The organism is Nocardia sp. NPDC050718, from assembly GCF_040654235.1.
GTDB lineage: Bacteria > Actinomycetota > Actinomycetes > Mycobacteriales > Mycobacteriaceae > Nocardia.
Window position 1 is genome coordinate 478645 of the sequence record NZ_JBFAHQ010000002.1, and the last position, 13976, is coordinate 492620.

Annotated in this window: 14 protein-coding genes; 12 read left to right on the forward strand and 2 right to left on the reverse strand. The window is 71.2% G+C overall.

Annotation, left to right across the window (positions count from 1 at the left end):
* The first annotated feature begins 1 nt into the window (after position 1).
* From pgsA to AB0H54_RS11715, 11 genes are all read left to right on the forward strand, one after another.
* Complete coding sequence (pgsA, locus tag AB0H54_RS11665; protein ID WP_357344897.1) at positions 2 to 679, forward strand: phosphatidylinositol phosphate synthase; 678 nt, start codon at positions 2 to 4, stop codon at positions 677 to 679.
* Positions 676 to 1599, forward strand: coding sequence for a phosphatidylinositol mannoside acyltransferase (locus AB0H54_RS11670; RefSeq protein WP_357344899.1), 924 nt, complete (start codon positions 676 to 678; stop codon positions 1597 to 1599). Before pgsA ends, AB0H54_RS11670 begins: the two co-directional genes overlap by 4 nt.
* On the forward strand, positions 1596 to 2720 hold the full coding sequence (locus tag AB0H54_RS11675; RefSeq protein WP_355277354.1) for a glycosyltransferase family 4 protein: 1125 nt from the start codon (positions 1596 to 1598) through the stop codon (positions 2718 to 2720). Before AB0H54_RS11670 ends, AB0H54_RS11675 begins: the two co-directional genes overlap by 4 nt.
* Positions 2720 to 3766 carry an NUDIX domain-containing protein gene (locus AB0H54_RS11680; RefSeq protein WP_357345717.1) on the forward strand — a complete coding sequence of 349 codons (1047 nt, stop codon included), beginning with the start codon at positions 2720 to 2722 and terminating at the stop codon, positions 3764 to 3766. Before AB0H54_RS11675 ends, AB0H54_RS11680 begins: the two co-directional genes overlap by 1 nt.
* 347 nt (positions 3767 to 4113) lie before the next feature.
* Positions 4114 to 5292, forward strand: coding sequence for a Cmx/CmrA family chloramphenicol efflux MFS transporter (locus AB0H54_RS11685; RefSeq protein WP_357344901.1), 1179 nt, complete (start codon positions 4114 to 4116; stop codon positions 5290 to 5292).
* Between the two features lie 150 nt (positions 5293 to 5442).
* Positions 5443 to 6363, forward strand: a complete 921-nt coding sequence (gene pdxS / locus AB0H54_RS11690; RefSeq protein ID WP_355277352.1) for a pyridoxal 5'-phosphate synthase lyase subunit PdxS — start codon at positions 5443 to 5445, stop codon at positions 6361 to 6363.
* A 122-nt stretch (positions 6364 to 6485) separates the two neighbouring features.
* Positions 6486 to 7220: a sulfite exporter TauE/SafE family protein gene (locus tag AB0H54_RS11695; protein WP_357344904.1), complete on the forward strand. Its 735-nt coding sequence runs from the start codon at positions 6486 to 6488 to the stop codon at positions 7218 to 7220.
* Positions 7221 to 7239: 19 nt separating this feature from the next.
* Positions 7240 to 8124 carry a LysR family transcriptional regulator gene (locus AB0H54_RS11700; RefSeq protein WP_357344905.1) on the forward strand — a complete coding sequence of 295 codons (885 nt, stop codon included), beginning with the start codon at positions 7240 to 7242 and terminating at the stop codon, positions 8122 to 8124.
* Positions 8125 to 8178: 54 nt separating this feature from the next.
* Positions 8179 to 8961 carry an inositol monophosphatase family protein gene (locus AB0H54_RS11705; protein ID WP_357344907.1) on the forward strand — a complete coding sequence of 261 codons (783 nt, stop codon included), beginning with the start codon at positions 8179 to 8181 and terminating at the stop codon, positions 8959 to 8961.
* A 134-nt stretch (positions 8962 to 9095) separates the two neighbouring features.
* Positions 9096 to 9815: an SDR family oxidoreductase gene (locus AB0H54_RS11710; protein WP_357344909.1), complete on the forward strand. Its 720-nt coding sequence runs from the start codon at positions 9096 to 9098 to the stop codon at positions 9813 to 9815.
* Positions 9816 to 9985: 170 nt separating this feature from the next.
* On the forward strand, positions 9986 to 10483 hold the full coding sequence (locus AB0H54_RS11715) for a hypothetical protein (protein ID WP_357344911.1): 498 nt from the start codon (positions 9986 to 9988) through the stop codon (positions 10481 to 10483).
* A 66-nt stretch (positions 10484 to 10549) separates the two neighbouring features.
* On the opposite strand, the gene AB0H54_RS11720 is transcribed toward AB0H54_RS11715, so the two are convergent.
* The gene (locus AB0H54_RS11720; RefSeq protein WP_357344913.1) at positions 10550 to 11164 is read right to left on the reverse strand and encodes a hypothetical protein; all 615 of its coding nucleotides are present in this window, start codon (positions 11162 to 11164) and stop codon (positions 10550 to 10552) included.
* A gap of 79 nt (positions 11165 to 11243) precedes the next feature.
* Between AB0H54_RS11720 and AB0H54_RS11725 the strand changes: the two genes are divergently transcribed.
* The gene (locus AB0H54_RS11725; protein WP_357344915.1) at positions 11244 to 12065 is read left to right on the forward strand and encodes an acyl-CoA thioesterase II; all 822 of its coding nucleotides are present in this window, start codon (positions 11244 to 11246) and stop codon (positions 12063 to 12065) included.
* A gap of 8 nt (positions 12066 to 12073) precedes the next feature.
* Here AB0H54_RS11725 and AB0H54_RS11730 read toward each other — a convergent pair whose 3' ends face one another.
* Positions 12074 to 13873: an APC family permease gene (locus AB0H54_RS11730; protein ID WP_357344917.1), complete on the reverse strand. Its 1800-nt coding sequence runs from the start codon at positions 13871 to 13873 to the stop codon at positions 12074 to 12076.
* Positions 13874 to 13976: the final 103 nt, after the last annotated feature.

Sequence of the window (13976 nt, forward strand, 5' to 3'; positions counted from 1 at the left end):
CGTGCTCAGCTTCTTCGGCCGCCAGACGTTTGCGAAAGCGACTGCGCCGCTGGGCAAAGCGCTCGTCGGTACCGGGCTCACCCCGGACGCGATGACACTGATCGGTACCACCGTGACGATCGCGGCCGCGGTGACCCTGTTCCCCACCGGGCACCTGTTCTGGGGCACGATGGTCATCTGGCTGTTCGTCATGTTCGACATGCTGGACGGGGCGATGGCCCGGGCCCGCGGCGGCGGCACGAAGTACGGCGCGGTGCTCGACGCCACCTGCGACCGGGTCGCCGACGGCGCGATCTTCGGCGGTCTGGCCTGGTGGGCGGTGTACCACGAGCAGAGCAAGGAGCTGTTCGCGGCGACGCTGATCGTGCTGGTCACCTCGCAGGTGATCTCGTACGCGAAGGCGCGCGCCGAGGCCAGTGGCCTGTCCGCCGACGGCGGGCTGATCGAGCGGCCGGACCGGCTGGTCATCGTGCTGGTCGGCGCCGGGCTCACCGGCATCGGCGGGCACTGGGGCATCGAATGGCTCACCTGGGCCGTCTACGTGGCCATGTGGATCCTGGTGGTGGCCAGCGTCATCACCGTGTTCCAGCGGGTGCTCGCGGTGCGTAACTCGCCAGGCGCGCGGACCGTCATCCCGCCCACCCCGCAGCCCGGCGCGACCGGAGGTGCGGCGTCGTGACCCTCGCCGAGCGGGTGAGTGACCTGGGCTATGCCGCCGGGTGGCGCGTGGTGCGGTCGGCGCCGGAACCCCTGGTGCGCAAGGTGTTCGACCTCGGCGCCGATCGGGCGGTGAAGAACGGCGGACCGGAGCAGTTGCGGCGCAACCTCGCCCGCGTGCTCGGCGTACGTCCCGACGAGGTGCCCGCTGACCTGATGCGCGCCAGCATGCGCTCCTACGCCAGGTATTGGCGCGAGGCGTTCCGGCTGCCCAGCATGGACCACAGCACCATCGACTATTACGTCGACGGCCTGGAACACCTCGACGCGGCCCTGGAACGGGGCCGCGGCGTCATCTTCGTGCTGCCGCACTCGGGCAACTGGGATATGGCCGGGGTGTGGCTGGTGCAGCACTACGACACCTTCACCACGGTGGCCGAACGGTTGAAGCCGGAGTCGCTGTTCGAGCGCTTCGTCGCCTATCGGGAGAGCCTGGGCTTCGAGGTGTTCCCGCTGACCGGTGGTGAGCAGCCGCCGTTCGGGCAGCTCGCGGACCGGCTGCGGCAGAACCGGATCGTCTGCCTGATGGGCGAGCGCGACCTCACCGGCAAGGGTGTGCCGGTCGACTTCTTCGGCGAACGCACCTGGATGCCCGCCGGCGCCGCCAAGCTGGCCATCGAGACCGGCGCCGCGCTGATGCCGGTGCACGGGTGGTTCACCGTCGAGGCCGACGGCACCGAGAACTGGGGACTGAAAACCGAAGCGCCACTGGATGTCTCCGTGGGCGTCGCGGCCGCCACCCAGGCGCTGGCCGACCGGTTCGCGGCCAATATCGCCGAGCATCCCGCCGACTGGCACATGCTGCAACCGCTGTGGGAAGCCGATCTGTCGCCCGAGCGACGGGCCCGCATCGCCGCCGCGCAGACAGGGGGAGCGCGGTGAAGATCGGCATGGTGTGCCCGTACTCGTTCGACGTTCCCGGCGGGGTGCAGGCCCATGTGGTCGAGCTGGCCCGGGTCTTCCTCGAACGCGGACACAAGGTGAGCGTGCTCGCGCCCGCCTCCGACGACACCCCGCTGCCCGATTTCGTGGTGTCGGCGGGCCGCGCGGTGGCGATTCCGTACAACGGGTCGGTGGCGCGGCTGTCGTTCGGGCCGATGGCCTACACCCGGATCCGGCGCTGGATCGACAGCAACGACTTCGACGTGCTGCACATCCACGAGCCCAACGCGCCGAGCCTGTCGATGCTCGCGCTCAAGATCGCCGAGGGCCCGATCGTCGCGACCTTCCACACCTCGACCACGAAATCGCTGGTACTGAGCACTTTTCAGGGCGTGCTGCGGCCGTACCACGAGAAGATCAACGGCCGCATCGCTGTCTCCGAGCTGGCCAGGCGCTGGCAGGTCGAGGCGCTCGGCTCGGACGCGGTGGAGATCCCCAACGGTGTCGACGTCTCGGCGTTCGCCCGCGGCCCGCTGCTCGACGGCTATCCGCGCGCGGGTGCGACGGTGCTGTTCCTCGGCCGCTTCGACGAGCCGCGCAAGGGCATGGACGTGCTGCTCGGCGCGCTGCCCACCCTGATCGACCGGCATCCCGACGTGCAGATCCTCATCGTCGGGCGCGGCGACGAGGACCGGCTGCGCCGCGAGGCGGGCGAGCACGCCGGGCACCTGCGCTTCCTCGGCCAGGTCTCCGACGCGGAGAAGGCCGCGGCGATGCGCAGTGCCGATGTCTACGTCGCGCCGAATCTGGGTGGGGAGAGCTTCGGCATCATCCTGATCGAGGCGATGGCCGCGGGCACCCCGGTGGTGGCCAGTGAGCTCGACGCCTTCCGCCGGGTGCTGCGCGACGGGACCGCGGGCCTGCTCACCCCCGTCGGTGACTCGGCCGCCCTGGCCACCGCGATCGACACCGTCCTCACCGACGACGAGACCAGGCAGCGACTGGTGCGCACGGCGACCCAGGTGGTCGCCGCCTACGACTGGCCGGTGGTGGCCGAGCAGATCCTGCGGGTCTACGAGACCGTCACGGTCGGCGATCTCCGCGTGCGGGCCGCCGGATGATCACCTTCTCCGCGACCTCGGTCCTCGTTCTCGGGCTGATCGCCGTCCTCGTCCTCGCGCTCGGTGTCTGGGCGTACTCCACGGCCAACCGGCTCGACCGGCTGCACGTGCGCTCGGACCAGTCCTGGCAGGCGCTCGACGCGGCGCTGGCCCGGCGCGCGGTGGTGGCGCGCGCGGTGGCGATGGCGATCGCCGGGCCGGTGAGCACCGACTCGCGGCGCGGTGAGCGGGCCGCCCAGCTCGCCGCCCTGGCCGATCGCGCGGAGCGGGCCGATCGCGGTGACCGCGAGACCGTCGAGAACCAGCTCTCCGCCGCGCTGAGCCTGGTCGACATCGACCAGCTGCGGCCGCAGCTGGTCGCCGAGCTCGCCGACGCCGAGGCGCGCGTGCTGATCGCGCGGCGTTTCCACAACGACGCCGTCCGCGACACCCTCGCGCTGCGCACCCGGCGGCCGGTGCGCGTGCTGCACCTGGGCGGTACCGCGCCGCTGCCGCACTACTTCGAGATCACCGAGCGGGCCACGCCCGCCGCGGCGACCGGCCTGGACGTGAACACCACCCGCACCTCCGCCCGGGTGGTCTTGCTCGACGAGCAGGACCGGGTGCTGCTGCTGCGCGGCCACGATCCGATGCTGCCCGAGGTGGCGTTCTGGTTCACCGTCGGCGGCGGTGTCGAACCGGGGGAGAGCCTGCGCGACGCCGCGGTGCGCGAGCTGTACGAGGAGACCGGCCAGCGGGTCGATCCGGCCGCGCTGCGCGGTCCGCTGTGGCGCCGGGTCGCGGTGTTCCCGTTCAACGGTGAGCTGATCCGCTCCGAGGAACTGTTCTTCACGCTGCGCGCCCCGAGCTTCGAGTGGCGGCCTGCTGCCCTGAACGCGCTCGAGCGCCGCACCATCACCGACCACCGCTGGTGCACCCCCGCCGACATCCGCGCGCTCGACGATCAGGGTGAGGCGGTCTACCCCTACCACCTCGACGAACTTCTCACCGAAGCCGCCGCGGTGGCTTCGGACGACACCGAACACGTCGTACGCTCGATCCGCTGACCCGATCGGGCGTCCCGGAGCGAGGCGACCGGTGCGGATCCGCTCGCGATGGCCGGAGCGTGTGCTCGTGCAGACCAGCGCGGTCCGCAAAACAACTGGCGCGGACGATGTTCCCGCGCATACGGTGGGCGGGTGAATTCTCCGGAGGCATCCAGAAGGTAGCCGTCCGGCCCTCGGGCCGGATGGCGTCGCGTGAACGAGCTCCCTCGGTCCGATGACCGGGGTGAGGTGTCGTTTCGCGATGCCGGATGATCCTCGATTCCTCGCGGCGGGCCGTGCTCCGCCCGTGCCGCGTCCTCTCGGACACCGCGCGTGCGGTGTCCCGATCTCCGGAGAGCTGATCAACCATGCCCATCGGGGTTTTCGTGCTCGCTGTCGCGGTATTCGCGCAGGGCACATCGGAATTCATGATGTCGGGGCTGCTGGCGCGGACCGCCGCCGACCTCGGCGTCTCGCTCGGGACCGTCGGGTTGCTGACCGCGGTGTACGCGGTCGGCATGGTGCTCGGCGCGCCGACGATGGCCCTCACCGCGGGCCGGTGGCCGCTGCGACGTTCGGCGACAACGTTTCTGGCGGTGTTCTGCCTCGCGCACGTCGTCGGCGCGCTGGCCGGCGACATCCCGGTGCTGGTCGCGACACGGGTCGTCGCCGCGGTCGCCAACGCCGGATTCCTGGCGATCGTGCTGGCCGCGCTGCCGACGCTGGTCGGGCCCGCGCTGATCGGGCGGGCGACCTCCGTGGTCGTGTCGGGCGTGACGGTGGCCTGCGTCGCCGGGGTTCCGGCGGGCACCGTGCTCGGTCAGCTGTGGGGGTGGCGTTCGGCCTTCTGGGCGGTCGCGCTGGTGAGCGCGGTGGTGCTCGTCCCGGTGGCGCTGCTGCTGCCGCGGGCCGCCGACGCCACCGCCGGCACCTCGGTCCGAGCCGAGTGGGCGGTCCTCGGCGTGCGTCCGGTGCGGGTCGCGGCGGTCGCCGGGATCCTGGTCAACGCCGCGACCTTCGCGGGGTTCACCTACCTCGGCACCATCACCGCCGCGGTCGCCGGGGCGGACAGCGGCTGGGTGCCCGCGGCCCTGGCGGTGTTCGGTCTCGGCTCGTTCGCCGGGGTGACCCTCACCGGCCGGTTCAGCGACCGGTTCGGCCCGTCGATCATCACCGTCGGCACGGCCGGACTCGTCGCGGTCTGGGCACTCGCGGCCCTGACCGCGCGGACGACGGCGGGCGTGGCGGTCATGACGTTCGTCACCGGCGCGGCCGCGTTCGGCGTCGGGTCGGCGTTGATCGCGACCATCGTGCGGACCGCGGCGAGCTCCGCGCCACGCCTCGCGGGCGCGCTGGCGACCACCGCGCTGAACATCGGCGCGATCCTGGGTCCGGTGGCCGCCGGGGTGGTGGTCGATCGGGTGGGCGACCCGGTCGCGGCCCTGTGGTGCGGGGCCGCGGCGGCCGCGGGCGCGGCGCTGATCGTGCTCGCCGACCGGTTCGGGCGCCGCCCGGCGCCGACCGTGGAAACGGCCGACGCGTGCTGAGCGGCGGGCCACCGGAGCAGGCCAGCGACGGGTGGCGACGGCATCGCCGCTGGTCGCGGCAAGGCCAGTGGACCTCAACTGGCTATGAAGGCCGAATTGGGACGGTTCTAGAATCGACGGTGTCCATACCGAGCGACCTGATTGGCGCACATGACACAGGAGACAGCCGTGACTACGCCTGAGACCACCACCACCGTCGGCACCGCCCGCGTGAAGCGCGGCATGGCCGAGATGCTCAAGGGCGGCGTGATCATGGACGTGGTCACCCCGGACCAGGCCAAGATCGCCGAAGACGCCGGCGCGGTGGCCGTCATGGCGCTCGAGCGGGTCCCGGCCGACATCCGCGCCCAGGGTGGCGTCTCCCGGATGAGCGACCCGGACATGATCGACGGCATCATCTCCGCCGTGTCCATCCCGGTGATGGCCAAGGCCCGCATCGGCCACTTCGTGGAGGCACAGATCCTGCAGAGCCTCGGCGTCGACTACATCGACGAGTCCGAGGTGCTCACCCCCGCCGACTACGCCAACCACATCGACAAGTGGAACTTCACCGTCCCCTTCGTCTGTGGCGCCACCAACCTGGGTGAGGCCCTGCGCCGCATCACCGAGGGCGCGGCCATGATCCGCTCCAAGGGCGAGGCGGGCACCGGCGACGTGTCCAACGCGACCACCCACATGCGCACCATCCGCGCCGAGATCCGCCGCCTGACCTCGCTGTCGGAGGACGAGCTGTTCGTCGCCGCCAAGGAACTGCAGGCCCCATACGAGCTGGTCCGCGAGGTCGCCCAGACCGGCAAGCTGCCGGTCGTCATGTTCACCGCCGGTGGCATCGCCACCCCGGCCGACGCCGCGATGATGATGCAGCTCGGCGCCGAGGGCGTGTTCGTCGGCTCCGGCATCTTCAAGTCGGGCAACCCCGAGCAGCGCGCCGCCGCCATCGTGAAGGCCACCACCTTCTACGACGACCCGGACGTGCTGGCCAAGGTCTCCCGCGGCCTGGGCGAGGCCATGGTCGGCATCAACGTCGAGGAGATCCCGCAGCCGCACCGCCTCGCCGAGCGCGGCTGGTGAACTGAGGCCGATCCGGCCTCGAAATCTTCGGTACCGACGGGCGTCGTGCGCGAGCACGGCGCCCGCCGTCGTCGGCCTGAGGCCCGAAGTGCTGCCGTGTGGACATACCGTACAGTCGGTCCGTGACCGCGCTCGACTTCTTCTTGCTGGTCGTCGCGGGATTCTTCACCGGTCTGGTGGGGTTCGTCACCGGGATGGCCTCGATCGTCTCCTACCCGGCCCTGCTGGCCGCCGGGTTGCCGCCCGTCGCCGCCAATGTCACCAATACGGTCGCGATGGTGGCCGTCGGGGTCGGGGCGACGGCCAATTCCGGGCGCGAACTCGTCGATCGTGGACCGACCCTGGTGCGCTGGGCGGTGCTCTCGGCGATCGGCGGGCTGCTGGGCGCGCTGGCCTTGTTGGTGGCACCCGACGGCGCGTTCGAGGTGGTGGTGCCGTTCCTGGTCGCGATCGCCTCGATCGCCCTGCTGGTGCAGCCGCTGGTGCGCCGTCACGTCGGTGAGCTGAGCGCGCCCTGGATCGTGCCGCTCGGGATCCTGTTGATCTCCACCTACGGCGGCTATTTCGGCGCGGGCGCCGGGGTCATCTATCTGTCGATGATGCTGCTGTGCACCTCCGAATCGCTCTGGAGCGCTTCGGTTCTGAAGAGTTTCCTGCTCGGCATCGCCAACCTGGTCGCCGCGGTCGGCTTCGCCGCCTTCGGTCCGGTGCACTGGGGCGCGGCGCTCGCGCTGGCGCTGGGTGCCCTCGCGGGCGGCTGGTGCGGTCCGCCGGTGGTGAAGGTGATCCCGCCGACGCTGCTGCGGGTGACCGTCGGCGTCCTCGGCCTCGGTCTGGCCGTCTACCTGGCCCGCTGACGTCGGTAGGGTCGGGGGAATGGAGCTTCGGCAGTTGCGGTATTTCGTGGTGCTCGCCGAAGAGCTGCACTTCCGGCGCGCGGCCGAGCGTCTGTTCATCACGACGCCCACGCTGAGTCAGCAGATCCGGGTGCTCGAACGCGAACTCGGCGGTCCGCTGCTGGTGCGTGAGCCACGGGTGGAGCTCACCGCGGCGGGAGAGACCCTGGTGCGCACCGGCCGCGCCGTCCTGTCGGCCGCGGAGACGGCGGTGCGCGAGACCCGGCGCGCGAGTACCGGCGGTGCCCAGGTGGTGCGGTTCGGCCTGCTCAACGGTGCGCCTGCCTGGCTGCCCGCGCGGTTCGAAGCGCTCGCCGGTGCGATCGGCGCGCGCCTGGTCCTCACCGGTGGCACCACCGCCGATCAGCTGCGCATGCTCGCGGCCGACGAGGTGGACCTCGCGCTGGTCCGCGGGCCGCTCGAGATTCCCGAACAGTTCACCGCCCGGCCGATCGCCAGTGAGGGACTCGGCGTCGTGATGTCCGCGCGGCATCCCCTCGCCGGGCACGCCGAGATCACCCCCGAGTTGCTCGACGACCACGAACTGGTGCTCTTCGCCCGCGACTCCGCGCCCGGCCTGCATCGCGCGCTGCTCGCCGAACTGGCCGCACGCGGTGCCCGAATCCGGTTGAGCGACAGCGCGATGGGACACGCGCAGCTGCTCGCGGTCCTCCCGCATCGCACCGATCTGGTCGGCCTGAGCTCTGATCGGGTCCGCGACCATCCCGGTCTCGCGTGGCGCCCGCTGCGCGACGGCCCGATCCCCGTCGACTATGTGGCGGTATGGCGGGCCGCGAGCGGGCATCCGATCCACGCCGCGGTGGCCGAGACGACCGCGGCGGGCCGGTGGCGTGCGCCGATGTGACGGCCGGTTCTCGTTCGCCCGCAGGTGATCTTCGGGGTGCGTAGCCTGGAGACGGTGCACCACTCGGATGTTGAAATCGCAGTTCACGCAACACAAGTCGCTTCGGGAGTGATCCGGTCCGCGTTCCACGCGCCGCTCACCCGGTACGCCAAGGAGGGTGACGATTTCGCCACCCAGGCAGACCTCGCCGCCGAACAGGCCATTCTCGATGTTCTCGCGACCGCCTGTCCGGGTGATCGCTTTCTCGCCGAGGAATCGGGGGTGACCGGCGCGGCCCGCAGCGACCGCACCTGGCTCGTCGACCCCCTGTGCGGGACACGGAATTTCGCGGTCGGCACGGAGTTCGTCGCGGTGAACGTCGCGCTGCGGACCGGCGCCGCCATCGGGGTCGCCGCCGTCGCCGATCCGTTCGCCGACGAGGTGTTCTGGACGGCGGGCCACGGCGCCTACCTACGCAGCGACGGCGCGGATCAACCGCTCCTACCCCGGGCCGACAGCCGGCTCGTCGATGTCGATCTGGATCACGACTTCCCCTGGTCGAGTCCCGCGCGCCTGTTCGACGCCCCCGGTTTCGCCGGGGAGTTCCACGCGCGCGTGCTGTCGACCTCACTGGCCCTGGCCTGGGTGGCGGCCGGTCGCCGGGCCGCGTACGTCACCGGCGGAGATCTGCGCGACAGCGTGCATTTCGCCGCCGCCATCGCGGTGTGTGAGGCCGCGGGCTGCACCGTCACCAATCTGGCGGGTGGGCCGCTGCACACCGCGCCGCACGGGCTGATCGCGGCCGCCGACGCGTCGACCGGTGCCCGGCTGGTCGCCGCGGTCGCCGCGCTGCGCTGACCGTCGCGGGCACGAGCGCATCGTGCGATAGGCGGTGCGCTCGTGGCCCGTGAGCTGGGCTGTTAGGGATCGGCGAACGCCGGTTCGGCTGCCGGACATGGAGTTTCGCCCTGCCTCGGTGCTGAGCTTGGTCCATGAGTGAGAACAGCACAGTGATCATCGGCGGCGGCTCGGGCATGGGTCTGGCCCTGGCGCATCGGCTGCTCGCCGACGGCGCCGAGGTGACCATCGCGGGCCGGTCGGCGGATCGGCTCGCGAGGGCGGCGCGGGAACTCGACCAGCACCCCGGCACCCTGCGCACGGTCGTCGCCGACATCACCGGGGAGGCCGACATCGCCCGCCTGTTCGGTGCGACCGGCACCGTCGACCACGTCGTCGTCACCGCCGCCGACATGACCGGCGCCTACCAGCCGATCACCGACTTCGACACCGACGTCGCGGCGAAAGTGGTGGCGGCCAAGATGATCGGCCCCGCTCTCGTCGCCAAACACGCCAGGGTCGCCGACGGCGGCTCGATCACGGTCACCTCCGGTATCGCCGCCTACCGGCCCGCCCCCGGCGGATCCCTGGTCGCCATGGTCAACGCCGCGCTCGCGGGCTTGGTCGCCGCGCTCGCGGTGGAACTCGCTCCCTTGCGCGTCAACGCCGTGTCGCCCGGCTGGGTGGACACGCCGATCTGGAATGCCTTCGCCCCCGCCGACAAAGCCGAACGCCACCGCGCCATGGCAGCCCGCCTCCCCGCCGGCCGACTCGGCACGCCCGCCGACCTCGCCGAGGCCTTCCTCGCGGTCCAGCGCAACCCGTTTGTCACCGGCACGGTCCTGCACGTCGACGGTGGCCACCGTCTGGTGTGATGTCGTGCGCCCGGCCACCTCTCACAGACCACCGTTGCCGGGTTCTCAGAGTTTCCACACCATCGCTGGGTAGCGTCCGGGCCGTGGCATCGAGGCCTGCGTCGTGTGGCGCGGGTCCGTGCCGTCGCCCGGAGGGCGAAGACGCCTGACCCGAACGTAAGGACGAGTGGATGAAGTTTGGTAAGACCGGACGTATCGCTATCGCAGGTCTGGCCGTGGTCGCGGCTCTCGGGCTGAGCGCGTGCAGCGACGACAAGGGTGACAAGCCCGCCGCGAAGACCACCACCAGCGCCAAGGCCCCGGCCACGAACGCCGCGAACCTGCCGCCCGTGCCGACGGTTCCGCAGCTGAGCGAGCAGCTCACCACTGCGCTGGATCCCGCCGTCCCGAACGAGCAGAAGATCGACTTCGTGCAGGGTGTCTCCGCCGATCCGGAGCTGCCGAACCGTTTGGCCCAGGCGGCCAAGGACGCCAATGTGGCTGTGCAGGTCACCGAGGTGACCTCGTTCGGTGACAGTGTGAACGCGAAGGCGAACTTCACGGTGAACGGTCAGACCAATGTGGTCGATGTGCCGTTCGTCGCCGAGGACGGCAAGTGGAAGGTCCAGAAGGCCTGGGCGTGCACCATGCTGACCAACCTGGGGCAGCAGTCGGTCGCCTGCGCCTGATCCCGTGACCCGAGAGCCCCGGCCGGTGTATCGGCCGGGGCTCTCGGCTGTCCGGTCGAGAGTGGGTCATGGGCCGATGCGCAGGGCCGCCCGGTCCGGATGGTCCCAGCGCAGTGTCCAGGTGGCGGTCTCGGGGTGTTCGGCGGCGTGCTCGCGCAGGGCGGGCAGCGTCCACCGCTCCGTGGGCGGGGTGCGGCGCAGCGCGGCCTGGTCGCTCAGCTCGAGGCGCACGGTGAGGTCGAAATCCAGGCCGCGACCCAGCAGCATCGGCCCGGCGAGCACCAGGACCAGATCGGCGGGCGCCGGGCGGATCGACGCCCTGGCCGACCGGTCCCGCGCCTCGTCCCAGAGCGCGGGCAACCAGCGCCCGGCGGTCCGGACCGCGTCGAGGATCTCGCGGCGCACCGCGTCGTAGTCGAACCAGGCTGTGCGATAAGACCATTCGTCGTCGCGGCCGTACTCCATCCGCAGCGAGGCCGGGCGGACGAAATCGTGCAGCGCGACCACCTCGGCCGACCGTCCCCGCCCGGTGAGCGTGTCGGCGATCCGGCGGGCCAGCTCGACCGGCGCGGCCGCGTCGGCACCGTCGACGGCGAGCACCCGTCGTCCCGGCAAGGCTGCCAGCCGGTCGGCGACGAGCCCCGCCACCGCAGCGGGGGAGATGGGCGTGAACGTCGGCACCGCACTATCACAGCAAATTCCGGGGCACACTGCCGAGCCGGACAGACCAGACAGTCGGCGACGGGATAATCTCGAGCGCATGGCGACTATCGAAGAGGCGCTCGAGATCGAGCAGCTGGAACGGGACATCTTCCGTGGTGCGGCCACCGAATCCCAGCTGACGCGCACCTTCGGCGGCCAGGTCGCGGGCCGGGCACTGGTCTCGGCGGTGCGCACCGTCGACCCCGCCTTCCAGGTGCACTCGCTGCACGGCTACTTCCTGCGACCGGGCAATCCGGAGGAACCCACCGTCTACCTGGTGGAGCGCATCCGCGACGGCCGGTCCTTCTGCACTCGCCGGGTCACCGGCGTGCAGGACGGCCAGGCGATCTTCACGATGTCGGCCTCGTTCCACCGCGGCGACGAGGGGCCCGAGCATCAGGACGTGATGCCCGCGGTCGAAGGGCCGGACCTGCTGCCCGACGCCAGCGTCACCATGAGCCCCGAGCGGCTCTGGGCGATGCGCGAGTGGGAGCACTGGGACATCCGTACCGTCCCGTCGGATCAGGTCACCCAGCGGGAGGGCTTCGTCTCCCAGCAGCAGGTGTGGTTCCGGTACCGCCACAAGCTGCCCGACGACCCGCTGTTCCACGTCTGCACCCTCGCCTACATGAGCGATATGACGCTGCTCGGTTCGTCCAAGGTGGCCCACCCCGGTGAGCCGACCCAGGACGCCTCGCTCGACCACGCGATGTGGTTCCTGCGCCCGTTCCGCGCCGACGAATGGCTGCTCTACGACCAGTCCTCGCCCTCGGCGGGGTTCGGTCGCGCGCTGACCGGCGGCCGGATCTGGGACCGCGAGGGCAACCTCGTCGCCGCGGTCGTCCAGGAGGGCCTGATCCGGACGCCGCGCCACAAGTAGGCCGGGCCTCAGCTCACCTGGACGCGCAGGTGGCACACCACGGTGTCGGGCATCTTGCGCAGGACGCGTTCGAGCTCGTCGCTGCGATGGCTCGGCAGGACACGCGCCCAGCCCGAGGGCGGGTCGATCTCCGCGATGACGACCACCTTGCGTCGGCCCGCGAAATGCGCACGGACGTAGGCGGCGACGGGTCCGCCGACGGTCGCGTCGCTGTCCTCGAGCATGACCAGGTGGACTTCGGGATGCCACGCTTCCCACGCCTCGGCGAACGCTGTCGCCGACTCGCCGGGCAGGCAGACGTGCACCGCGGTGACGTCGTCCCCGATCGACATGGCCGCCGACAGCGCCTCCCGGCTCAGCTCGCAGACCTCCGCGATCGGCACGATGATGGCGGTGCCGGTGCGGCGCGGTGGCGCGGGCGGGACGCCGACGATGCCGCGGGAATGTCCGATCCTGGTGTAGGCGTTGCGGATTCGCTCCATCCCGACCATGAGCGCGGGCAGGACCAGCACGATCAGCCAGGCACCTTCGGCGAACTTCATCGCGGTGGTGACGATCGCGGCGACGAAGGTCAGCACGGCGCCGAAGCCGTTGAGCGCGATCCGCCACCGCCAGCCTTCGCTCCTGGCCTGCCACCAGTGCCGGACCATGCCGGTCTGCGCGATGGTGAAACCGACGAACACGCCGATAGCGAACAACGGGACCAGGACGTTCATCTTGCCCGCGGCCGCCACCAGCAGCACCGCGGCGCTCACACCGAGGGTCAGCACGCCGTAGCGATACACCTGGCGCGGGGTCGCGACGGCGAAGCGGTGCGGCAGACAGTTGTCGTCGGCGAGCAGCCGGGTCAGCGTCGGCAGGCCGCCGTAGGAGGTGTTGGCCGCCAGCGCCAGCAGCACCACCGTCGCGAACTGCACGACGTAGTAGCCGACCCCGTGCCCCAGCGCCGCCTCGGTCAGCTGCGAGAGCACGGTGGTGCCCTCGATCGGCTGCAGCGAGAACTTCTCGATCAGGACCGCCAGTCCGATCAGCATCGTGCCGAGCAGCAGGCCCAGCGCGACCTCGGCCCGCTGCGCGCGCCGCACCCGGGGTTCCCGGAAGCTCGGCACCGCGTTCGCGATGGCCTCCACGCCGGTCAGCGCCGCGCACCCGCTCGAGAACGCCTTGAGCAGCAGCAGCACTCCGACGGTGTGGATATCGCTCACCGCCGCCGTCCCGCTGGTGACGGCGGCGGGTTCCGAGCGCAGCAACCCGCCGATGATCACCACGAAGATGCCCGCCACGAACACCGCCGTCGGCACCATGAACGCGCGGGCGCTCTCGGTGATGCCGAGGAGGTTCAGCGCGGTGATGCCGACCAGCACCGCCAGGCAGATCCAGATCGTGTAGTCGTGCAACGTGGGGAACGCCGAGGTCAGGGCCGCGACACCGGCGGCGATCGACACCGCCACGTTCAGCACGTAGTCCACGATCAGCGAGGCCGCCGCCAGCAGGCTGGAGCGGTGCCCGAGATGACGCTCGGCGACCGCGTAGGCGCCACCGCCGTTCGGGAACGCGGCGATGACCTGGCGATAGGAGGCGATGAGGACCGCCAGCAGGGCGGCGATGGCCAGCGTCACCGGCAGGGTCATCCCGAGGCCGAGACCGCCCGCGGTGGCCAGCACCAGGACGATCGCCTCGGGACCGTAGGAGACCGACGCCATCGCGTCCAGGGACAAACCGGCCAATCCGGTCGAGACCGTGAGCCCGCGACGGTGCGCGACGATCGGCGCTGGTCCGGAGCTCCTGCGTGGCAGAAGTGCAATCACGAACCGAGTGTCGACCCGATCCGGGCGAATGCACCCCGGCGTTGACGGAATGTTGACAAAGACCGTGAGCGGGCGCACACCGGCCCGCCTCGTAAGCTCAGCG

Excerpts from the sequence above, each read along its gene's own strand:
- AB0H54_RS11685 (WP_357344901.1), top strand. The coding sequence starts at position 4,114 with ATGCCCATCGGGGTTTTCGTGCTCGCTGTCGCGGTATTCGCGCAGGGC.
- AB0H54_RS11710 (WP_357344909.1), top strand. The coding sequence starts at position 9,096 with ATGAGTGAGAACAGCACAGTGATCATCGGCGGCGGCTCGGGCATGGGT.
- AB0H54_RS11725 (WP_357344915.1), top strand. The coding sequence starts at position 11,244 with ATGGCGACTATCGAAGAGGCGCTCGAGATCGAGCAGCTGGAACGGGAC.
- pdxS (WP_355277352.1), top strand. The coding sequence starts at position 5,443 with ATGACACAGGAGACAGCCGTGACTACGCCTGAGACCACCACCACCGTC.
- AB0H54_RS11715 (WP_357344911.1), top strand. The coding sequence starts at position 9,986 with ATGAAGTTTGGTAAGACCGGACGTATCGCTATCGCAGGTCTGGCCGTG.
- AB0H54_RS11700 (WP_357344905.1), top strand. The coding sequence starts at position 7,240 with ATGGAGCTTCGGCAGTTGCGGTATTTCGTGGTGCTCGCCGAAGAGCTG.